General features: G+C 65.3%; 22 protein-coding genes and 1 pseudogene. 14 read left to right on the top strand and 9 right to left on the bottom strand.

What is annotated here, in order from left to right; translation table 11 throughout:
- Nucleotides 1-77 precede the first annotated feature (77 nt).
- From ACQPZ2_RS43215 to ACQPZ2_RS43205, 3 genes are read right to left on the bottom strand one after another with little or no spacing between them, the layout of a single operon-like run.
- A complete protein-coding gene (locus tag ACQPZ2_RS43215) occupies nucleotides 78-953 on the bottom strand; it encodes a carbohydrate ABC transporter permease (RefSeq protein WP_433523593.1) in 876 nt (291 codons plus the stop codon).
- Nucleotides 953-1,975: a carbohydrate ABC transporter permease gene (locus ACQPZ2_RS43210; RefSeq protein ID WP_084509351.1), complete on the bottom strand. Its 1,023-nt coding sequence runs from the start codon at nucleotides 1,973-1,975 to the stop codon at nucleotides 953-955. The genes ACQPZ2_RS43215 and ACQPZ2_RS43210 overlap by 1 nt, the downstream gene beginning before the upstream one ends.
- 44 nt (nucleotides 1,976-2,019) lie before the next feature.
- Nucleotides 2,020-3,321, bottom strand: a complete 1,302-nt coding sequence (locus ACQPZ2_RS43205) for an ABC transporter substrate-binding protein (protein WP_433523592.1) — start codon at nucleotides 3,319-3,321, stop codon at nucleotides 2,020-2,022.
- Nucleotides 3,322-3,731: 410 nt separating this feature from the next.
- On the opposite strand from ACQPZ2_RS43205, the gene ACQPZ2_RS43200 reads away from it, so the two are divergent.
- The 3 genes from ACQPZ2_RS43200 to ACQPZ2_RS43190 all read left to right on the top strand — a co-directional run bounded on the left by ACQPZ2_RS43200 (nucleotide 3,732) and on the right by ACQPZ2_RS43190 (nucleotide 6,327).
- Nucleotides 3,732-4,757 (top strand): alpha/beta fold hydrolase, encoded by a 1,026-nt coding sequence (locus tag ACQPZ2_RS43200; protein ID WP_433523591.1) that lies wholly within the window; start codon nucleotides 3,732-3,734, stop codon nucleotides 4,755-4,757.
- A gap of 141 nt (nucleotides 4,758-4,898) precedes the next feature.
- The gene (locus ACQPZ2_RS43195) at nucleotides 4,899-5,738 is read left to right on the top strand and encodes a DUF2786 domain-containing protein (RefSeq protein WP_433523590.1); all 840 of its coding nucleotides are present in this window, start codon (nucleotides 4,899-4,901) and stop codon (nucleotides 5,736-5,738) included.
- 76 nt (nucleotides 5,739-5,814) lie between these two features.
- Nucleotides 5,815-6,327 (top strand): TIGR04338 family metallohydrolase, encoded by a 513-nt coding sequence (locus tag ACQPZ2_RS43190; protein ID WP_433523589.1) that lies wholly within the window; start codon nucleotides 5,815-5,817, stop codon nucleotides 6,325-6,327.
- Between the two features lie 214 nt (nucleotides 6,328-6,541).
- Here ACQPZ2_RS43190 and ACQPZ2_RS43185 read toward each other — a convergent pair whose 3' ends face one another.
- Nucleotides 6,542-7,504, bottom strand: a complete 963-nt coding sequence (locus ACQPZ2_RS43185) for an o-succinylbenzoate synthase (protein ID WP_433523588.1) — start codon at nucleotides 7,502-7,504, stop codon at nucleotides 6,542-6,544.
- Between the two features lie 300 nt (nucleotides 7,505-7,804).
- On the opposite strand from ACQPZ2_RS43185, the gene ACQPZ2_RS43180 reads away from it, so the two are divergent.
- Nucleotides 7,805-8,698 (top strand): IS982 family transposase, encoded by an 894-nt coding sequence (locus tag ACQPZ2_RS43180; protein ID WP_433523587.1) that lies wholly within the window; start codon nucleotides 7,805-7,807, stop codon nucleotides 8,696-8,698.
- Between the two features lie 143 nt (nucleotides 8,699-8,841).
- Nucleotides 8,842-9,135, top strand: a complete 294-nt coding sequence (locus ACQPZ2_RS43175) for a hypothetical protein (RefSeq protein WP_433523586.1) — start codon at nucleotides 8,842-8,844, stop codon at nucleotides 9,133-9,135.
- Nucleotides 9,136-9,179: 44 nt separating this feature from the next.
- Here the strand turns inward: ACQPZ2_RS43175 and ACQPZ2_RS43170 are convergent, their stop codons facing one another.
- Nucleotides 9,180-10,349, bottom strand: coding sequence for a thiolase family protein (locus tag ACQPZ2_RS43170; protein WP_433523585.1), 1,170 nt, complete (start codon nucleotides 10,347-10,349; stop codon nucleotides 9,180-9,182).
- A gap of 101 nt (nucleotides 10,350-10,450) precedes the next feature.
- Between ACQPZ2_RS43170 and ACQPZ2_RS43165 the strand changes: the two genes are divergently transcribed.
- A complete protein-coding gene (locus tag ACQPZ2_RS43165) occupies nucleotides 10,451-10,963 on the top strand; it encodes a winged helix-turn-helix transcriptional regulator (protein WP_433523584.1) in 513 nt (170 codons plus the stop codon).
- Nucleotides 10,964-10,968: 5 nt separating this feature from the next.
- Here ACQPZ2_RS43165 and ACQPZ2_RS43160 read toward each other — a convergent pair whose 3' ends face one another.
- Together ACQPZ2_RS43160 and ACQPZ2_RS43155 are read right to left on the bottom strand one after the other, a co-directional pair.
- Complete coding sequence (locus ACQPZ2_RS43160; protein ID WP_433523583.1) at nucleotides 10,969-11,721, bottom strand: NADPH-dependent F420 reductase; 753 nt, start codon at nucleotides 11,719-11,721, stop codon at nucleotides 10,969-10,971.
- 150 nt (nucleotides 11,722-11,871) lie between these two features.
- On the bottom strand, nucleotides 11,872-12,966 hold the full coding sequence (locus ACQPZ2_RS43155) for an ABC transporter ATP-binding protein (RefSeq protein WP_433523582.1): 1,095 nt from the start codon (nucleotides 12,964-12,966) through the stop codon (nucleotides 11,872-11,874).
- 420 nt (nucleotides 12,967-13,386) lie between these two features.
- On the opposite strand from ACQPZ2_RS43155, the gene ACQPZ2_RS43150 reads away from it, so the two are divergent.
- From ACQPZ2_RS43150 to ACQPZ2_RS43115, 8 genes are all read left to right on the top strand, one after another.
- On the top strand, nucleotides 13,387-14,181 hold the full coding sequence (locus tag ACQPZ2_RS43150; protein WP_433523581.1) for an LLM class F420-dependent oxidoreductase: 795 nt from the start codon (nucleotides 13,387-13,389) through the stop codon (nucleotides 14,179-14,181).
- A gap of 185 nt (nucleotides 14,182-14,366) precedes the next feature.
- On the top strand, nucleotides 14,367-16,157 hold the full coding sequence (locus ACQPZ2_RS43145) for an ABC transporter substrate-binding protein/permease (RefSeq protein ID WP_433523580.1): 1,791 nt from the start codon (nucleotides 14,367-14,369) through the stop codon (nucleotides 16,155-16,157).
- 24 nt (nucleotides 16,158-16,181) lie between these two features.
- A complete protein-coding gene (locus ACQPZ2_RS43140) occupies nucleotides 16,182-16,907 on the top strand; it encodes an amino acid ABC transporter ATP-binding protein (protein WP_433527688.1) in 726 nt (241 codons plus the stop codon).
- Nucleotides 16,908-17,004: 97 nt separating this feature from the next.
- Complete coding sequence (locus tag ACQPZ2_RS43135) at nucleotides 17,005-17,301, top strand: hypothetical protein (RefSeq protein ID WP_433523579.1); 297 nt, start codon at nucleotides 17,005-17,007, stop codon at nucleotides 17,299-17,301.
- 95 nt (nucleotides 17,302-17,396) lie between these two features.
- On the top strand, nucleotides 17,397-17,885 hold the full coding sequence (locus ACQPZ2_RS43130; protein ID WP_433523578.1) for an N-acetyltransferase family protein: 489 nt from the start codon (nucleotides 17,397-17,399) through the stop codon (nucleotides 17,883-17,885).
- Nucleotides 17,886-18,028: 143 nt separating this feature from the next.
- Complete coding sequence (locus ACQPZ2_RS43125) at nucleotides 18,029-18,385, top strand: nuclear transport factor 2 family protein (protein WP_063045732.1); 357 nt, start codon at nucleotides 18,029-18,031, stop codon at nucleotides 18,383-18,385.
- Between the two features lie 34 nt (nucleotides 18,386-18,419).
- A complete protein-coding gene (locus tag ACQPZ2_RS43120) occupies nucleotides 18,420-18,839 on the top strand; it encodes a hypothetical protein (protein WP_433523577.1) in 420 nt (139 codons plus the stop codon).
- A 101-nt stretch (nucleotides 18,840-18,940) separates the two neighbouring features.
- Nucleotides 18,941-19,780: an alpha/beta fold hydrolase gene (locus tag ACQPZ2_RS43115; protein WP_433523576.1), complete on the top strand. Its 840-nt coding sequence runs from the start codon at nucleotides 18,941-18,943 to the stop codon at nucleotides 19,778-19,780.
- 5 nt (nucleotides 19,781-19,785) lie between these two features.
- Here ACQPZ2_RS43115 and ACQPZ2_RS43110 read toward each other — a convergent pair.
- Nucleotides 19,786-20,463, bottom strand: a pseudogene (locus ACQPZ2_RS43110) (CHAT domain-containing protein); the annotation flags it as partial.
- Between the two features lie 292 nt (nucleotides 20,464-20,755).
- Complete coding sequence (locus tag ACQPZ2_RS43105; RefSeq protein ID WP_433523575.1) at nucleotides 20,756-20,905, bottom strand: hypothetical protein; 150 nt, start codon at nucleotides 20,903-20,905, stop codon at nucleotides 20,756-20,758.
- Nucleotides 20,906-20,936: the final 31 nt, after the last annotated feature.

Here is a 20,936-nt window from a genome sequence, read left to right as displayed (position 1 = left end):
CACGATCGGAAATGACCAGAGATCGTATACACCGAGTATTACCGCCGCAATGGGATTCAACCCATACGACAGGCGTACTAGCTCTTCACGCCACCCGCCGTGAGACCGGAGATGATCCGGCGCTGGAACAGCAGCACCATGATGACCAGCGGAATCGTGACCATCGTGCCCGCGGCCATGATCGCGGCGTAGGGCTGCACGAGCGGGTTGTTACCGGAGAAGCGCGCGATCGCGACGGTCACCGGTTCGGTCTTATCGCTGGAGAGCAGCCGGGCCAGCAGATATTCGTTGACCGAGGCGATGAACGCCAGGATCGCGGTGGTGAATACCGCGGGCGCAGCCAACGGCAGCATGACCAGCCGGAACGCCTGCATCTTGGTCGCACCATCGATGCGGGCGGCTTCCTCGAGTTCCCATGGCAGTTCGGCGAAGAACGAGGCCAGGATGTAGACGGTCATCGGCAGCACGAAGGAGATGTTCGGGATGATCATCGCCTGGTATTCGCCGATCCAGCCGAGGTTGGTGAACAGCTGGAACAGCGGGGTGACGAGCACGACCACCGGGAACATCGACGCGGACAGGATGAGCCCGGAGACCAGGTACTTGCCCTTGAAGGTGAGCCGCGCCAGCGCGTAGGCGGCGAGCACGCCGAGCACAAGCGCGACGGCCGTGGTCACCGCGCCGATGATGACGCTGTTGAGCAGCGCCTTGCCGAAGTCGTTGCCGCGGCTGGTGTCGAAGGCGTTGCGGAAGTTCTCCAGGGTGACGTGGGTGGGCCACGGCGTGTTGTCGAAGGTGTAGTCCGGATCGCGGAATGCGGTGACGGCCATCCAGTAGAACGGGGCCAGGCCCCACACCAGCACGATCAGCGCACCCAGATACAGCCGCACTGGGCCCAGGCGCTTGGCCCAAGGTGTCTGTGCCGCGGGCTTTTTGGTGCTCACGGTGGTCATCAGTGCGCCTCCCGCTGTTCTTCCTGGGTCCGAACGGCATTGGCGCCCAAGACCTTTACCAGCAGGAACGCCACCGCGAAGATCAGCAGGAAGGTGATTGTCGACAGTGCCGCCGCGCTATTGGGCCCCTGGCGGACCTGTTCGACCACCAGCGCCGAAATCGGGCGGGTGGACGGGTTGCCGAGCGTCATGATCGCGGGCAGGTCGTACAGGCGCAGTCCGTCCATGGTGCGGAACAGCACCGCGACCAACAGCGCGGGCTTGAGCAGCGGCAGCGTGATCTGGGTGAAGCGCTGCCAGGCCGACGCACCGTCGACCTTGGCGGCCTCGTACACATCGGCCGGAATCACCTGCAGACCGGCCAGCAGCAGCAATGCCATGAACGGCGTGGTCTTCCAGACATCGGCGGCGATGACCGCGAACCGCGCGGGCCAGGCCTCCGAGGTCCACAGCACGTGGGTGCCGAAGACCCGGTTCACCACGCCGTCGTACTGGAACATGAACTCCCACAACCGGGCGGTGACCGCGGTCGGAATCGCCCACGGCACCAGCACCGCCGCGCGCAGCAGCGCCCGGCCCTTGAAGGTCTTGCCCATCACCATGGCCATGCCGAGGCCGAGGGTGGCCTCCAGGGTCACCGTGATCACCGTGAAGAACAGCGTCACGCCGATGGCCAGCCAGAACTGCGAGCCGAGGTTGCCGGTCGGGCAGGAGACCGTCTCGCCAGCCGCCTGACACTGCTGCAGCAGCCAGTGCGTGTAGTTCGAGAAGCCTGCGCTGCCGCCCTCGACGAACATGCCGGTCGCCGGGTCGAGTCCAGGATCCTTCTGGAACGACATGTACAACGCGCGGAAGACCGGATAGCCGACGACCACCGCGAGGGTGATCAGCACGGGCGTGACGAACAACCACGCCTTACCGGAACGCCGCAACTCCAACGCCAAGGTGCCACCGAATCCGCGCTTTGTCGGCTGATCGCCGTCGCTCGGCACGCGAGTGGCCGTTCCCGAAGGATCCGACACCGTTTCTCTCTCCTACGGGGTGGTCGGGTCCGCTCTAGTACTCGCTACGACCCGGCTGTCTCGATGCCCTTTTGCATACCGTTGATCGCGTCGTCGACGGACTTGGTTCCGTTCAACGCAGCATAAGCGTTGTCCTGGATAGCCTTCGACACCGCCGGGTAGAACGGGGTGACCGGACGCGGCACCGCGTTGGCGATCGAATCCTTCAGCGCGGGCAGGTACGGCATCTTCGCGATCAGCGCCGGATCGTCGTACATCGACGCGCGCACCGACGGCAGCGCACCGGCCGCGACGATGTGCTGAGCGTCCTCGCTGATCAGGTAGCGCAGGAAGTCGAGCGCGGTGGCCTTGTTCTTGGAGAACGCGCTGATCGCCGCGTTGTAGCCGCCGAGGGTCGATGCGCCGACGCCGTTCTCGCCGGGCAGCGGCGCGACGCCGAACTTGTCCTTGACCGAGGAGGATTCCGCGCCCGCGTCACCGAAGGTGGACGGCCAGTTGCGCATGAAGAGCAGCTTGCCGGTGTTGAAGGCGTTGGCGCTTTCCGGCTCCTTGAAGGTGATGGCTTCCTTCGGGATATCGCCGTTCTTGTACGCGTCGACGAGCACCTTGAGCCCGGCACGCGCCTGCGGGGTGTTCACGGTCGGGGTCTTGCCGTCCGCGCCGACGAAGGTGCCGCCGTAGGCGTTGATGGCCTCGGCCGCGTTCACCGTCAGACCCTCGTACGGTGCGAGCTGGCCCGCGTAGCAACCCATATTGTTCTGCTTGGCGATCGGGCACTGTGCCAGCATCTCGCTCCAGGTCTTGGGCGGGGTCGGCACCAGATCCTTGCGGTAGAACAGCAAGCCGCCGTTGGTGTTTCGCGGCGCGGCGTAAAGCGTGTTGTTGTAGGTGGCGCTGGCGACCGTCGGGGACAGCAGGGCCGAGGTGTCGATGCTGAAGGTGTCCTTCAGCGGCTGGATCCAGCCCTTCGCGGCGAATTCCGCGGTCCACGGCACGTCCAGTGCGACCACGTCATAGGTGGACTGCTTGGAGCGCATGTGCTCGACCAGGTCGTCGTACTGCTGCGAGGCATCGTTCGACTGCTCTTTGAAGGTGACCTGCTCGTCCGGGTGCGAGGCGTTCCAGCGCTCGATCAGCTGCTTGACCGCGCCGGTTTCGGTGGTGTCCTTGCCCTCGACGTAGGTGATCGGGCCGCGGCCGGTGAGGTTCTGACTGGATGGATTGCCGCCGTTATCGCTGGAGCAGGCGCTGGTGAACGTCGCCGTCAGCAGCGCAACAGCGGCGGCTGCCAACGCCGCTCGTGGTACGAGCGACGAACGTAGGGACGTCACCTTTTTCAAAGCCATCGCGAACACTCCAAGGGGTCGAGACGTGAGCAGCAGCACACCCTGCAGGTGCACAAGGCAAGATACATGGTTGTTATATGCGACGCAGCGATTGTGCCCGCAACAGGGGCACTGTCCAGCCGGGGCGGACGCTTTCGCCGCGATGTCATAGTCGCTCGCAACCTCGTTATTTCGCCGGGCCCTCGGCCCGATCGTCTGCGCCCGGATCCGGGTTGAGCGCGCCGACCTCCTGACGGCTATCAGTTTTGAATATTTCGTCAGAAACCTTGACTGTGTGAATCATCGCATGTGACGATTTCGTCAGCTACGGCGGAGGTGGACACGAATGCTTTCGATAGCTGGTGGATCGCAGCCGACGAACCTCGCGCCCAGCATTCCGAATTACGCACCAACGGACAGGAACCATCGAGATGACTGTGGATTTCGCCCACACGTATACCGATCCGCCGCAGCGTTTCAGTGCCGAACTCAGTGGTGGCGGCGCTGCGCAGGACCTCTTCCAGCGTGTCGGGACACTCCTCGGGGAACTCCCCGAACCCGGCCCCGTGCGGACCGACACCGACGGTGAACGCGAGCAGCTCGGCGATACGACGGTGGTACACCGGTTCGTCAAGGCGCCCGGTGACAGCGAGACCGTCACATGGCACTACGTGGAGGCCGGTGACCCATCGGCGCCCACGGTCGTGTTCCTGCACGGTGTGCCGGATTCGTGGTGGCAATGGCATTACGCCTTGGAGTTGCTGAGCGACCGATATCATTGCGTCGCTGTCGATTTGAAAGGCTATGGACAATCCGACAAACGCACCGGCGATTACCGTCAACGAGGGGTGGCAGGCCAACTCCAGGCCCTCTTGGACACGATCGGTATCGCCGAGTTCGCGCTGGTGACGCACGACCGCGGCACCCCGCCCGGCGATCACGTCGTCGCCATGCTCGGCGATCGGGTGACCGGATATGCCCGCGGACAGCAGCATCTGTGGCATCTGCATCCCAGCCTGCATCCGCAGCAGCAACTCTTCACGTCGGCGGACGCCCCGACGCTGCTCGGTGACGCCCGTCGGTTCGTCGCCTCGGCATACACCTGGCTGGCCGCGCGACCCGTCGCGGCATCGGACCTCCTGCGCACCATCGAGGAGTTCTCCCATCCGGGTATCGCCGCGGCCGTCCCGCGCTACTTCCACTCCTCGTCATTCCGGCAGGAATGGATCGATCGGCGCGCCGAATTGATCCGCTCCTGGACGGCGCCGGTGCTGATTTTGCAGGGCGCTCAGGACCCGATGCAGCCGCACGAGTTCTACACCGATCCCGATGTTGTCGAGATGCTGCCGACGGGCAGCGATGTGCACCTATTCGACACAGGACATTTCTGGCCCTTCGAGGCGCCGCACGAATCGGTCGATGTCATTCGCGCGTTCCTCGATTCCGTGACCCGTTAGCCACGATTTCCGCCGGATCTGTGGCACCGCAAGATCAGGTTCGGATTCGGTGGGTGTGGTCGACGGCCGTGTCGGTCGACAAACTGCCGGGTTCCGCGGGCCCGGTGGTGGTCACCCGCGATGCGGTTAGGCTGGCTGGCGATGACTTCGCCGAATGCGGTTCCGGACCGGATGCTCACCAGGATCGGTGGGTTGCTGCGCCAAGCCGAATCGACCGATAACGAGCACGAGGCCGAGGCATTTCTGGCCGCGGCCCAGCGGTTGGCGACCAGGTCCTCGATCGACCTCACGGTCGCCCGTGCGCATATCGCCGGACGTGAGCGCAGGCCGACGCCGGTGCAGCGGATGATTCCGATCGGCGAACCAGGCAAGAAGGGTTTGCGCACCTACGTGCAGTTGTTCGTGGCGATCGCCGCGGCCAATGATGTGCGCTGCGATGTTGCGCGCACGTCCACGCAGGTTTACGCGTACGGCTTCGATTCCGATATCGATACGTGTGCAGCCCTCTACGCCAGTCTGCTGGTGCAGATGGTGCGTGCGTCGGATCAGTACATCAAATCGGGCCAGTATCGTTCGGCCACCGTCGAAAAGCTCGTCACGGAGAAACGCTGGGGCCGAAAGGTGCAGCGGCGGGTGCAAGCGCCGGTCGCGGCGGTTACCGCGCGGCTGAACTTTCAGATGGCCTTCGCCGCACGGATCGGCCGACGCCTTGCCGAGGTGAAGGCGGAGGTCGTGGCCGAGGTGGTGCCCGAAACCGTGGCGGCGGGAACGGCATTGGCCCTGCGCAATAAGGAAGTCGAGCTCACCGACTTCTACAAGAAGACCTCCGATGCCCGCGGCACCTGGCGCGGTCCGCAGGCGTCGGCCGGACATTCCGCCGCGGCCCGGCGTGCGGGTGATCGGGCGGGGAAGGCGGCGCGACTCGGGACATCTCCCGAACTCGGTACTGCGCGTGGGCAGTTGCCCGGCGGGGCGAAATGAGCGAATTCATTGCGTGACATGCGAATTGCCCGACTCGGTGTGAGCGACAATGGGTGTGAACCGTGAGCGGGGCCCGATGAGTGCACGAGATACCCAGCGCGCCAAGGTGTATGACGCCGAGCAGTTGGTGCGCAGTGTATTCGATCGAGCCGATGAAAACGGTGTCCGCACGGTGGAGCTCTACGGTTCACATCTCACGCTGCCGATCGAGCGCCGCTTCGCCTCGGTCGAATCGGTGCAGGTCTACGCCGATAAGGTGCTGAGTCTCAATTGGATTCGGGCGCAATGGGACCGTGCCGCGACGCCCGTCCGGGTCCGCTCCCGCGCCGGAACCGCCGCCGCGCACTACGAGGCCGCCGATGCGGTGCTGGCTGTTCCGCTGTACACCGGTGCGACCGCATGGGCACTGCGCGAATTGGTGATTCTGCACGAACTGGCCCATCACCTCGAGCCCGCCGCCGGATCGGTGGCCCCGCACGGACCCGAGTTCTGCAGCCGCTACTTGGAACTCGTCGATGGCATTATCGGGCCGGAAGCTGGGCTGGTTCTGCGGTCGAGCATGCTCGGGTGCGGTGTCCGCTTGACCTGAGGCCGCTGCTGCTTTTGGTCGCGCCGTGTCTGCGGCCGCCGGTGGCTGATTGTCGGGCTAGGCATGCGAACTCGCGATGCTCGGCTGTGGTGCCCGCCTTCGCGTGTCCAACGCGATCGAGATCGCGCGACCGCGGTTGCGCAACGCCGACCTGTTGGAGGTGCCGGGTTCGGTGGTCCACTGCTCTCCGTTGCCGACTGATGTCGCGACACGGTCACTCGGGCGGCGCCAGTGCGCGGACGCGGGTAAGTCGGTCCTCCCACCAGCGGGTTCGTGCTGGGTCGGGGTGGCGGTACTGCTCCAGTAGGGCCGGGTCGGGTGTAGGTGGTGACTTCGGGACCGCCATGAAGCCGTCGACGGGGCGGAGTGATTCGTGGACGAGGTCGCCTTCGAGGAGCGACAAAGTGCCAAGGCCGCAGGCGAATTCGAGTTCGGGGAGGGCGGCGGCGAGTGCGAGTTGGGCGGCTAGGCCGACGCTGGTTTCCAGGGCGGAGGAGACTACGCACGGCAGCCCAGCGGCCTCGGCGACCTGGAGTGCGCGGCCGACACCGCCCAGCGGAGTGCATTTGAGAACCGCGATATCCGCGGCACCCGCCACCGCGACGCGCAGGGGATCATCGGCGCGGCGGATGGATTCATCGGCGGCGATTCGGACATCGACACGCCGACGCACCGCGGCCAGCTCCTCGATAGTGCGGCATGGTTGCTCGACGTACTCCAAACCGCCTGCGGCACGGTCGATCTGCTTGATATGCGTGACGGCCGTCTCGACATCCCAGACCGCATTGGCGTCCACCCGAACCGAGCCATCGGGCCCCAGCGCATCCCGGACCGCCTCGACCCGCGCCAGATCCTCGCTCAGCGAATCCGGGTGATCTGCGATCTTCACCTTCGCTGTGCGGCATCCGGACCCGGCCACGATCGCATGCGCTCGCCCCGGATCGACCGCGGGCACCGTGCAATTGATCGGAATCAGTTCCCGCACCGGCGCCGGCCAGCCAACCGTCACCTGTTCCACCGCGGTCGCCAACCAGCTGGCGGCCTCTCGATCGTCGTACTCGGGAAACGGACAGAACTCGCCCCACCCGAGCGGCCCCCTGATCAACATCCCCTCACGCACCGTGATGCCGCGGAACCGGGTCCGCATCGGAATGGCGTAGACGAAGGTTTCGGTCATCACCGTGCAGCCTAGCGATCCCGGTGCCCCCGCCCGCGCTGTGCGCCTGCCGCCACTGGCAAGGCCGCGAGGATCGGCGAATTGTTCGCGCACGGAGTTGCACTGCCGCGGGCTTCCTGTCGGGCGCGCCTGGTGTGGCTGGCAGGGCCGCGGGGATCGGCGAATTGTTCGCGTGGAGCAGGGCTGCTGCGCGGCTAGCTTCTCGTTGTCGGCGTTTGCCGCTGTGGACGGTGGGCTAGACGAGTAAGTCCGAAGTCCCCGTGATGCCCGGACATGGCGGAGGGCGTCGAAGATCATTGTGTGACGAACGATCTGGACGCCCTCCTGACCGCACTGTACGTGAAGATCGATGATGAGTTGACCGGACCGCGGTGGACTGGGCGGCCTCCGGTGTTGACCGATTCGGAACTGGTGTGCCTGGCGGTGGCGCAGTCGCTGCTGGGGTTTACCTCCGAGGCGCACTGGCTGCGGTATGCCCGCAAGCATTTGACCGGCATGTTTCCGTATCTGCCGCAGCAGTCCGGCTACAACAAGCGGCTTCGGGCGGCTCTGGGCTTGGTCAAGCGGGTCGTTCGGATGCTGGCGCGGTCGAGTGATTTCTGGCTCGATGACTGCTGGATCGTGGACTCGACCCCGATACCGTGCGGGATGTCCCGACCCACAGTGGCGCGCTCGGAGCTGGCCGGGTGGGCCGGTTACGGCTACTGCGCGTCGCATTCACGGTTCTACTGGGGTTTGAAACTGTATCTGGTGTGTACCCCGGCGGGGATGCCGATCATGTGGGCCTTAGCAGACCCGAAAATCGGTGAACGCGAGGTGCTTTCGGCGATGCTCGAGGTCGACGCGGTCGTGGCGGGTGAGCACGACGGGATTCTGTTGATCTGCGACAAGGGTTTCGCGGGCCGTGATTTCGAGACACTGCTGGGCGAGTACGGGATCACCATGCTGCGGCCATCCCGCAAGGATGAGAAGGCCCGTTACGGTGAACCGCTGCTGAAGAAGGTGCGGCAGTTGATCGAGTCGGTCAACGACACCCTCAAAGGGCAACTCGACCTGGAAGACCACGGCGGACGCTCCTGCCAGGGCGTCGCGATCCGCGTCGCCCAACGCGTGCTGGCGATGGCCGCCGCGATCTGGCACAACCACACGATCGCCGCACCGGTCACCCGCTCACTGATCGCCTACGACCACTGACCAGGCTTCGGACTTAGTCGTCTAGTGCGGGCGGGTGGTGCTGGAGCGGAGTGGCACTGGGATGTGCGAGTCCGATCCAACGGTCATGCTGGGGTATGGGGTCGAGTCGGTTCGAGCTGCGGTTGGCGAATGCGGTTCGGGCGGTGCTCGGGTCGGTGTTCGTGGTCGGGTTCGGGTGGGTGGTGGCCTCTGCCGTGCCGCTGTATGAATTTCTCGGACGTGATGCCGATCCCGATGGGGGTGTGCGCTATCTGCCGGTCGCGTATTGCGTTGCGTGGGTCGGGATCGCCCTTTCCGTAGTCGCGGTGGGCATCATGGTTGTGCAGAAGATCCGTTACCGACGCCGCATCGCTTGGGCGCCGCTGGTGGCGGTGCCATTGATTGCCGAGTCGTGGTTGCTCGGCTTTTTGATCGCGGTAGTGCTGGTTTCGATCTGAGCCCGCGGCACCGATGCGAGACCGGTGCCGCGGTACTCGGTGACTCAGAGCCGTTCGATAATGGTGGCGTTGGCCAAACCACCTGCTTCACACATGGTTTGCAGACCATAGCGCGCACCGCGCTCCTGCATGGCGTGCACCAGCGTGGTCATCAGGCGCGCGCCGGAAGCGCCGAGCGGATGTCCGATGGCGATGGCGCCGCCGTTCACATTGACCTTCGACATGTCCACACCGGTGTCGTGTGCCCAGGCCAGTACCACCGGCGAGAAGGCCTCGTTGATCTCGACCAGATCGATATCGGAGAGCTGAAGTCCGGCGCGCTGCAACACCTTCTGCGTTGCCGGGATCACGGCGGTCAGCATGAGCAGCGGATCGTCACCGGCTACGGCGAAGCTGTGCAGCCGGGCCAGCGGCTTCAGTCCGAGTTCTTCGGCGCGTTCGCTGGTCATGATCAGCACCGCCGCGCTGCCGTCGCTGACCTGGCTCGCCGTCGCGGGGGTGATCTGCCAGCCGATTTCCGGGAAGCGCGCGGCCATGGCCTCGTCGTAGTAGGCGGGACGCAGTTTGCCGAGGGTCTCCAGGGTGCTGCCCACCCGGATGCCCTCATCGGTTTCCAGTCCGGCGATGGGGGCGAGCTGACCGGCGAACGAGCCGTTCTTCGTTGCCAGCGCTGCCTTTTCGTGGCTGCCGAGGGCGAATTCGTCGAGCTGGTTGCGGGTCAGGCCCCAGCGGGCCGCGATCAGTTCGGCGCTGATGCCCTGGGATACCAGACCCTCCGGATAACGCTCGGCGAAGCCGACACCGGAGAAGTCGTCGGATCCGATCATATTTGCGCCCATCGGAATTCGTCCCATGGACTCGACACCTGCCGCGACCACGATGTCGTAGGCACCGGCGATCACGCCCTGTGCGGCGAAATGAATGGCCTGCTGACTGCTGCCGCACTGGCGATCGACCGTCGTCGCCGGTACCGATTCGGGATAGCCCGCGGCCAGCGCCGCACGCCGGGTCATATTGGCGCCCTGTTCGCCGATCTGCGTGACGATGCCGCCGATCACATCGTCGATGAGCACCGGATCGATGCCGCTGCGGTCCACTACCGCGCGCAGGCTGTGTGCGAGCAGGTCCACCGCGTTGACATCGTGCAGTGCCCCGTTCGGCTTCCCCTTGCCGATCGGCGTGCGTACCGCTTCGACAATCACCGCGTCTCTCATGGTGGTTCCTTTCGAACCGTGAGCCGATCTTTTTCACCTGGCTCTATGGGCTTATAGTCAGGTTAACGCCTGGATATAGTCGACTCAAGCCAGATATCGCTATGATGTTCGTCATGGCAGCCGTGATGGAAGGACCGTTGGCAGATCTGAGCGCGTGGAAACCCACGGAATGCTCGATCGCGAAGGCGATGGACCTCATCGGTACCCGCTCGGCGATCCTGATCCTGCGCGAGGCCTACTACGGCACGACCCGGTTCGACGGTTTCGCCGCTCGGGTCGGCATCACCGACGCCGCGGCATCCGGCCAGCTCCGCAAGCTGACCGAGGCAGGCCTGCTCGCCAAGCGGCCGTATCAGGAGTCGGGCAAGCGGACTCGCCACGAGTACGTGCTGACGGATATGGGTCGCGATCTACTGCCCGTGGTGCTCGCGCTCATGCAGTGGGGCGATGCGTACCTGCAGCCGGGACCCGCGCCGCTGCTGCTGGTCGAGGAATCCAGCGGTGCGCCGGTTCGTGTGGAAGTGCGCAGCGAAACGGGTCGCGAGATCGACCTCGAAGAACTCCGTGTCCGGCTCAACCCCGAATATTCGCGCGCCATCCGCTCGGCGAAGTAGGACCCTCAGGCGGTGACAACCGCGTAGTTGATGTCCTCGGTGCCGAACTTGTTGTAGAGGTGAACCCAGAGCAGCACAAGGGGTTCGGTGCTTCGCGCGGTCACGACGCCGCCCAGGTCGATGATCTGCTCATCGGACCAGCCGAAGGATTTCAGCAGCGCCGCCACCTCGGCCTTGGCCGGCTCGTCATCGCCGCTCAGAAAGACATTGTGCTGCCCTGGAATTCGGGACGGGTCCACCATGAGCTGGTTGTTCATGGTGTTGAGGGTCTTGACCACCCGCGCGTCCGGGAAGGCCTGCTGGATCGCCTCGGCGACGCTGCCCGCCTCGGGGGTGGCCAATTTCGGCGGGAATCCACCGGAGAAATCCAGTGCATTCGACACGTCCACCAGCACTTTCCCGCTCAGATTCGCCGCGCCCGCCGCAGTGAGCGCAGCCAGCGAGACGGTGCCGGAGGTCGCGTTGAACACCAGCTCGGCATCGGCCGCGGCGTCGGCGAAAGTGCCATGGCTGCCACCGGTTTCGTTCGACCACTCGGTTGCCGCCGCATTGTCGGCGGTCCGGGACCCGAGCGTCACCGCGTGTCCCAGTTCGACCAGCTTGCTCGCGAGCCTGCGTCCGACCTGCCCGGTACCGAGCACCGCTATCTTCAACGTCCACTCCTCACGCAGATCCCGTTCGAGCGTCGAGTTTATGAGTGCGGCGTGGTTTTCGCGTGGTCTTCCGCCGTGGGCGAACGCCGATGGCATCGCGCTCATCGGACAGTTCCACACTGCGAGCGGTCTGGGGAGGCGGCCTGTGCTGCCTTCAACGACGAGGGCAAGGACGGCACCTCGGTTTCTGCGCGTGCACTTTCGCCGGTATCCGGTAGGAAGTGTCGGATCGGCGAAAGTGCACGCGCAGCGGTCTCAGGACAGACGGCGACCGTCGACGGCGGAGAAGAAGTAGGTGTGTTCCGGTGTGGGCGTCAACCGCACCCGGGTGCCCTTCTCCGGCGGGTTGCGCCAATCCGCCCGCGCCACAATGGTTTCGGCCGCGCCGTTCGTCGCGCCCTCGGCAACCGTGCGGCCGTAGATGTAGGCGTCCGAGCCCAGCTCCTCGACGACGTCGACTTCCATCTGGATGCCCGACTTGTCCACCGCCCCACCGATTTCCAGATGTTCGGGCCGCACGCCGACCACTACCGACCCCTCTGCGGCATCCGCGACCGACCGCGGTACCGCCAGCTCGGCGCCGCCGAGCTGCACCGCGCCGTCGGCGACCGGCAGCGTGAACAGATTCATCGCGGGCGAACCCATGAATCCGGCGACGAACACATTCGCCGGATCCCGGTACAGATCACGCGGCGTCGCGCACTGCTGCAGCAGTCCGTCCTTGAGCACCGCGACCCGATCACCCATGGTCATAGCCTCGACCTGGTCGTGCGTGACGTACACGGTGGTGGTGCCGAGGCGACGCTGCAGCTGGGCGATCTGCGTGCGGGTCTGCACGCGCAGCTTGGCGTCCAAGTTCGACAGCGGTTCGTCCATCAGGAATACCTGCGGCTGGCGCACGATCGCCCGGCCCATCGCGACGCGCTGACGCTGACCGCCGGACAGCGCCTTCGGCTTGCGGTCCAGATAGGGCTCGAGGTCGAGCAGTTTGGCCGCCTCCAGCACCCGGCGCTCCTTCTCCGCCTTGGCGACCTTGGCGAGTTTGAGCGCGAAGCCCATATTCTCCGCGACGGTCATATGCGGGTAGAGCGCGTAGTTCTGGAACACCATGGCGATATCGCGTTCCTTGGGTTCGGCGTGCGTGACGTCGTTGTCGCCGATCAGAATGCGCCCGTCGTCGACATCCTCGAGCCCGGCGAGCATCCGCAGCGAGGTTGATTTACCGCAGCCGGACGGGCCGACCAGCACGAGGAATTCCCCGTCGGCGATCTCCAGATTCAGCTTGTCGACGGCGGGTTTGGTCGAGCCGGGGTAGAGCCGGGTCGCGCTATCGAAGGTCACGGTGGCCATGACAAATCACATCCCATCACCGGCAGGAACGTGCCGGACGATCCGAGTAAGGGTTGACCGGCGATATTACTGGATGTGCTTGCTTCGCGCGCGATGCGCTCGAGTTCGCGCAGAAATAGATCGGTGCCGTCGAGCGGCCGGTTCCCGCCGGACAGCGGTGTCCGTGGCAGCTCCCTCCACCTCCGCCTTCCTTACGGGCTCAGCCGGGAATGGGGACGGCCGAGAAGTGATGATCATCGACGGCACTCTGGAGCTGAGCAACCTGGACTCGTGCTGGGCCAGTGGCTTCGCGCGCGTTATACGTTTCGCTTCGTTCGCGGTGCACTGCGCGGGACAGGACCCCGGGTAATAGCTGCGCTGAAGATCTTGACGCCGGTAGCCTCGATCGGGGAACCAGATCGAGCAACGAGGAGCAGGCTCATGACGCGACCGGTTCGAATCGGTGTACAGCTACAGCCCCAGCACGCCTCCGACTACGGACTCCTGCGCGACGCCGTGCTGCGCGCGGAGGATGCGGGCGTCGATATCGCCTTCAACTGGGATCACTTCTATCCGCTGACCGGCGACCACAACGGTGCGCATTTCGAATGCTGGACCATGCTCGGAGCGTGGGCCGAGCAGACCGAACGAATCGAGATCGGCGCGCTGGTCACCGGCGGCGGTTACCGCAATCCCGATCTGCTCGCCGATATGGCGCGCACGGTGGACCACATCAGCAATGGCCGGCTCATTCTCGGCATCGGCGCGGGGTGGTTCCAGAAGGATTACGACGAGTACGGCTATGAATTCGGTACGCCGGGAACCAGGCTCGCGCTGCTGAAGGCGAATATGGCCCGGCTCACCTCCCGGCTGAAGAAGCTGAATCCGCAGCCGACCCGCGATATCCCGATCCTGATCGGCGGCGGTGGCGAGAAGAAGACGCTGCGGCTGGTCGCGCAGTACGCCGATATATGGCATACCTTCGCCGACCTCGACGCGATCGCGCACAAGAACAAGGTGCTCACCGACCACTGCGCGGACGTCGGCACCGATCAGGCGAAGATCGAGCGCTCGGTGCAATGGCCGGGTGCGGAGCGGGCGGCGACATTCGTCGACGCCGGGGTGAATCTGTTCACCATCGGTGTGAGCGGGCCGAAGTTCGACCTGAGTGAGGTCGAGCGGGCGGTCCGTTGGCGTGACGAGGTGAATCCGGAGCCGGTCAGAGGTCTGGCCTAGCCCCGGACCGTAACGCCGGTCGGCGCTCGGGTTCGAATCACCGTGATTCGAATTCCGGGATCGGGCCGTGGTGCCGCGTCCGTGCACGCCCGGCGGCCGCAGGCCTTGACGGCGAGATGTGGCCGACCGCACGCGCCACGGGTAGCTGCCTGTCAGCCCTGAATCGGACGTTAGGGTTCCTCACCATGGCTGGTCTGCCCGCTGTGCGGTCTCGTGCGTTGATCGCCGTGCTATTGCTTGCCGTCGGCCTCGCCGCCACGGCCTGCGGTTCCGGCGACGAATCCTCCGATCGAGACCAATGCACGCCGCCCGGACTCAGCGCGGCATCGGCCGCACCGACGAACCTCGGCTCGGCGGCAGCGGCTGGCGCGGACAAGTACACCACCGCGAGCACGTTGCCGGTGTCGGCGATCGATACCGGCAAGCTGCGTTTGATCACGCCGGGCAAGCTCACGGTGGGCACGCTCTCGGATGCGCCGCCGAGCATCTGCTTGAACTCGGCGGGCTCGTTCACCGGCTTCGACAATGAGCTGCTGCGGGCGATCGGCGCGAAACTCGGTCTCCAGGTGGAGTTCGCTGGCACCGAATTCGCACCGCTGCTCTCGCAGGTTTCCGGCGGTCGCTTCGATGTCGGTTCGTCGAATATCACCACCACCGCGGAGCGGCGCGAACGCGTCGGATTCACCAACGGTTACGACTTCGGCTACTTCTCTCTCGTTGTCCCCAACGGCAGTGCCGTCAAGGGCTTTTCGGATCTGGGGCGCGGCAACCGGATCGCCGTCGTGCAGGGCACGGTGCAGGACGATTACGTGGTCAACCAGCTGCATCTGGATCCGGTGAAGTTCCCGGATTACGCCACCGCCTACGCGAATCTGAAGTCTGGTCAGGTCGATGCCTGGGTCGCGCCGTCGGCGCAAGCCGAGGGGCAGGTGAAGTCGGGTGACGGAACCACGATCATCCAGAACACCTTCAGCCTGGACAATTTCGTCGGCTACGCGGTCGCCAAGAACAACCAGCCGCTGATCGACGCGCTGAACAGCGGTCTCGATGCCGTGATCGCCGATGGCACCTATGCCAAGCTCTACGCCGACTGGGTGCCGAGGCAGTTGCCGCCCGGTTGGAAGCCGGGCTCGAAAGCCGCACCCGCACCGCAACTCCCGGACTTCGCCGCCATCGCCGCGGCGAAGAAGACCACCGACAGCGGACAGACCGCGCCGAAATCGACGTTGCAGCAGCTGCGGGAGACGTTCTTCGACTGGTCGCTGTACCGCAAGGCATTTCCCGATCTGTTCACGACCGGTCTGCCGAATACCCTGATCCTGGCGCTGGTTTCGGGCGTGCTCGGCACCTTCCTCGGCATGCTGCTCGCGGTCGCGGGCATCTCCCGGACGCGCTGGTTGCGCTGGCCCGCAAGGATTTACACCGATATCTTCCGCGGCCTGCCCGCCGTCGTGATCATCCTGATCATCGGACTCGGCATCGGCCCTGTCGTGCGCAATATCACCGGCAACAACCCGTATTGGCTCGGTGCGATCGCGCTGGCATTGCTGGCCTCGGCCTATATCGGTGAAATCTTCCGTTCCGGCATCCAATCCGTGGAGGCGGGGCAGCTGGAGGCCGCGCGTGCCATCGGCTTCGGCTACCGCCAGGCCATGACGCTGGTGGTGATTCCGCAGGGTGTGCGCCGGGTGCTGCCCGCGCTGATGAACCAATTCATCGCGCTGATCAAGGATTCCTCGCTGATCTACTTCCTCGGACTGCTCGCGACCCAGCGCGAACTGTTCGCGGTCGGACGAGATCTCAACGCACAGACCGGAAATCTCTCCCCGCTGGTCGCCGCCGGTCTGGTCTATCTACTGCTGACCATCCCGCTGACGCACCTGGTGAACTATATCGACCACCGGATGCGCACCGGCCGACCCGACCAGCCGATCGACCAGGTCGAGGCGGCCACGATCACGGAAGGGCGCGGGTAAACCATGAGCGAGCGAATCGACAACATGAGTGCCTCTCTCACCGGAACCGGTCTGCATCTGACGCTGGGCCACAACCATGTGCTGCGCGGCGTCGATATCCATGTCGACGCGGGCAAGACCACCACCGTCATCGGGCCGTCCGGCTCCGGCAAGTCGACACTGCTGCGGGTGCTGAACCGCCTGCACGAACCCGATCAGGGTGATGTGCTGCTGGACGGCGAGTCGGTGCTCACCGAGGATCCGGATAAGCTGCGCCAGCGCATCGGCATGGTGTTCCAGCACTTCAACCTGTTCCCGCACAAGACGGTTGCGGAGAATGTGGCGCTCGGACCGCGCAAGCTGCGCGGGCTGTCCAAGGATGCCGCTCGCGCGCTGGCCGTCGAGCAGCTCGAGGTGGTCGGGCTGGCGAAGAAGGCCGATTCGCGGCCGGGCAATCTGTCCGGTGGGCAGCAGCAGCGGGTGGCGATCGCCCGTGCGCTGGCCATGCAGCCGGAGATCATGTTCTTCGACGAGGCCACTTCGGCGCTGGATCCGGAGTTGGTGAAGGGCATTCTCGCGCTGATGGCCGATCTGGCTACCCAGGGGATGTCGATGATCGTGGTGACCCACGAAATGGGTTTCGCGCGCAGCGTCTCCGACAGCGTGCTGTTCATGGACGCTGGTCAGGTGGTTGAAACCGGCACACCCGACGCTTTGTTCGACAACCCGCGGACTCCGCGACTGCAGCGCTTCCTCGCGCAGGTTTTGTGACCGGCAGCACACATCTAGTAAACTCGATAGATGCGCACCTGTTAATGTATTGCCGCGCTCGGCGCGACATATCCAGCAATGGGAACGAGGAGGTCCGATGACCACAGCGCATCACGAGCACACCGACCACCAGCACGTCCACGGGCCCGGCTGCGGCCACACCGAAGTCCCGCACGGTGACCACACCGACTACGCCCACGGCGGCCACCTGCACCGCGAACACAACGGCCACTGGGACGAATGCGAACCTGCCGGCCACACCGAACATGTCGGCCACGACCACACCCACGGCCCCAATTGCGGCCACGAAGCCGTCCAGCACGGCGACCACGTCGACTACCTCCACGACGGCCACCACCACGCCGCCCATAACGGCCACTACGACGACCACTGAGCGCGCCTCGCCGAGCTGCTGCCCGAATCGGCCGCAGCTCGGCAGCTGGCGAAATCGACTCGCCGCGCGACTCGGATTCGAGTAGAGATGGCGGGATGGGGATTGTCGATCCACTGGTTCGGCTGCTGACGCCCGAGGACTGGGCGGCATTTCGGAGCATTCGCCTGCGCGCCCTGGCCGATGCACCGCAGGCTTTCGGCTCGACGCTGGAGCAGGCGCGGAGCAGGTCCGATCAGGATTGGTCGGACCTACTGACGCAGCGTGCGCAGTTCGTTGCGAGCGTCGACGGCATCGATGTCGGGACCGCCGCCGGGCTGGATGATCCCGAACGGCCTGGGGCGCACCTGATTTCGATGTGGGTTGCGGAAAAGTCCCGTGGGACCGGGATTTCGGATCGTCTCGTGCGATCGGTGATCGACTGGGCGGTCGATGTGGGGCATCGCAAGGTGTGGTTGGAGGTCGCTGCCGGCAACGCGGCGGCCGAGCGGTTGTATCTGCGGCACGGCTTCGTGCGGACCGGGGTGCAGGGGACGATTGCGCCCGACGATCCACGGCCCGAATTCGAGATGCTCTTGAACCTGTGAACCGGGCACGCTGACCGCATACGTATAGGTCGGCGAAAAGTACTTATGGATGACTGATTCGGCGCCCATGGCTCTGCTCATAACGTAGTTCCCGTCAGCACGAACGACAGCGGAACCGCAGATCAGAAGCCTTGGAGGCCAACATGAACGAGCTCGTCGCGCAGTACCTGGAAGTCTGGAACACCACCGATGCCGCCGCCCGCAAGGCCGGAATCGAGGCTGTGTTCACCCCCGAGGCCAGCTACATCGACCCGCTGGCCGCGGTTGCCGGACACGACCAACTGGATGCGGCCATCGCCGGTGTTCAGGCCCAGTTCCCGGGGTGGGTTTTCACCCTCGCCGGACCGGTCGACGCTCACCACAACCAGGTGCGCTTCACCTGGGAACTCGGCCCCGCCGATGCCCCCGCCGTAGTCGTCGGCTTCGACGTCGCGGTCATCGAGGACGGACGTATCGCGAACGTCTACGGCTTCCTCGACAAAGTTCCCGCCGCAGCCTGATCCGAACTCGTTATCCCAGAAGGAAATACCAGTCATGACCACGACCGCCCCCACCTACATGTCCACCCTGCTCGCACCCGGCCAGCACCTGCTGCGCACCTCACTGCGCCTGGACTCGGTCGTCACCACCGTCAACGGCCTTGCCTACCTGGCACTTTCGGGCCCACTCGAATCCCTGCTCGGCCTGGACAGCAAGATCGGCATTCCGATCGGAGTCTTCCTGACCCTCTACGGCATCGGTGTCGCACTGGTCGGCATGACCAAGACCATCAATACCAAGGCCGCCGTCGTGGTCGCCGCGGGTAATGCCGCCTGGGTCGTGGTCAGCCTGGCCGCCCTCGTCGAGGGCTCACTCGAGCTGAACACGGTCGGCTCGATCTGGACCGTGATGCAGGCAGCCACCGTCGGCGGATTCGCGGCCCTGCAGTACCTCGGCATCCGCAAGGCCCGCTGAATATTGGATCTACTCGACCAACCCCCGCAAAATGCGGCATCGGAACCGTCCGATGCCGCGTTCGGTGTTTGTGGTCGGTGCCTGCCTCTAGAGTCGGGGGCGTGCTCGAGGCAACCAAGATCCCGACCGAATTCGGCACCTTCGACGCCCTGACCAGCGGCGAACCAGGTGGGCGCGAAGTTGTGCTGTTGCACGGCTTTCCGGAGTCGGCCATCGCATGGGAGTTCCAGCTGACCGCCCTCGGTGGCGGCGGCTGCCATGTCATCGCGCCCGATCAGCGCGGTTATTCGTCAGGGGTGCGTCCCGGCAAGGTCGCCGATTACCGCGTCGAGGAGTTGGTCGCCGATGTCATCGCCATCGCCGACCAATCGGGTTGGCAGCGTTTCGATCTCGTCGGTCACGACTTGGGCGCGCACGTCGCCTGGGCAGTAGCGGCCGACCACCCGGCACGAATCCGAACCCTGACCGCCGTATCGCAGCCGCACCCCACCGCGTTCTCACAGGCCATGACCGAGGACGAAGACCAGGCGCAACGAGCCCAGCACTTCACCCACTTCCGCCAGCCCCGGACCCCCGAGCGCGCCCTCCTCGCCGACGATGCCGCCGCCCTCCGCAAGATCTTCGACTGGAAGATTTCCGAGGAACGCATCGACGACTACATCCACCGCCTCACCCGCCCCGATGCCCTCACCGCGGCCCTCAACTGGTACCGAGCCTTCCCGCTCGCCGGTCCGACCGTCCCCATCACCGTCCCGACCCTCTACGTCTGGGGCACCGAAGACCCCACCATCGGCTCCACCGCCGCCCTGGCCACCGCCGCCCAGGTCACCGCCCCCTACCGCTTCGAAATGCTCGAGGACACCTCCCACTGGATCCCCGAAGAAGCCCCCGAATCCCTCACCCGCCTCATCATGGAACACCTCCTCGCCCATCGGACGTAGTCGCCTCAGGTACGGACGGTGGCGAAGGCGGACCAGAGGAGGGGGGAGTATTCGATGGCGTGGGTGGTGCGCCAGGCGGTCAGGCGAGATCGTTGCCAGGTGGCGAGGGCGGTTACCGGGTCCGGGTGTTCGTGGGCGGCGTCGATGGCACAGATGGCGTCTTGCAGGGGGTGGGCTTCGGGGGGTGCACCGGCGAGGCGTTGGAAGGCGAAGTCGGTGGGGAGCGGCCAGCGGCTGGCGGTGACCAGTTCGGCGCCGCCGTTGATCATGGCGGTGACCAGGCCGAGGGCCTCGCTGAAGCGCATATCGCCGCCGCTTTCGCAGGCGATCAGCGCGACTCGGCTCGGAATGGGCCAGAGTTGTGGTCCGGCAACGGGATCGGTGGTCAGGGTGTGGGTGCCGAGCAGTAGGTCCTTGGCCGAGAGTGGGCGGTGGGCTCGGACGGGGGCGGCGAAGCCGATGGATTCGGCGTCGCAGGCGAGGTGTAATTCGGAGGCTTCGCTCTGGCCGGATTCGGGGGCTGCGGCGGTTACGTGCCCTACATAGGTCAGGCGGCTGGCACCGCCATGTAGCGCTTCGCTCAACCAGCTGCGATCGATATCCGTGCGGCGGAAGGCGTCGATCGGATCATCGACCGCGGGCAGTAGTCGGCCCTGGGCCGAATATTCGGCAACCCGTTGGGAAGACCGGGCCCAGCGAGCCCAGCACTTTCACCTACTTCCGCCACCCCCGGTCCCTGAGCGCTCCCTCCTCGCCGGTGATGCCGCAGCCGTCCGCCAGAGGAAGATTCCCGAGGAGCGCATCGACGACTATGTCCACCGCCTCCACACGAGGCACTGTGCCCGTACATCAAGAGCGTCCACACGCGCTGATCGAAATCGCCACGCGCCGAACCGATCGCGCATCGGTCGAGATCGACCGATGCGGATTCGGACAGGACCCGTCGCTGCTGAAATTCAAATCGGAGTGGCCCGGTCAGAATCCGATCAGCCTGGTTCGCCCGGCGACCTCGACGCCGACGTGCATCTGGCAGCCGCCCTGCTGCCCGAGATCGGCGCTGCCGGGCAAAGTGCGGCGAAGGTGCGCCGGGAACAGGTGACCGCGACCGGCGACGTCGCCGGCCATCGACGCTGAGATTCTCTGCCGTCGGTGCCGC

The organism is Nocardia pseudovaccinii (genome assembly GCF_050942345.1).
Taxonomy (GTDB): Bacteria; Actinomycetota; Actinomycetes; order Mycobacteriales; family Mycobacteriaceae; genus Nocardia; species Nocardia pseudovaccinii.
The sequence above is the reverse complement of the archived record's forward strand: the minus strand, read 5'-3'. Positions and strand labels throughout refer to the sequence as shown.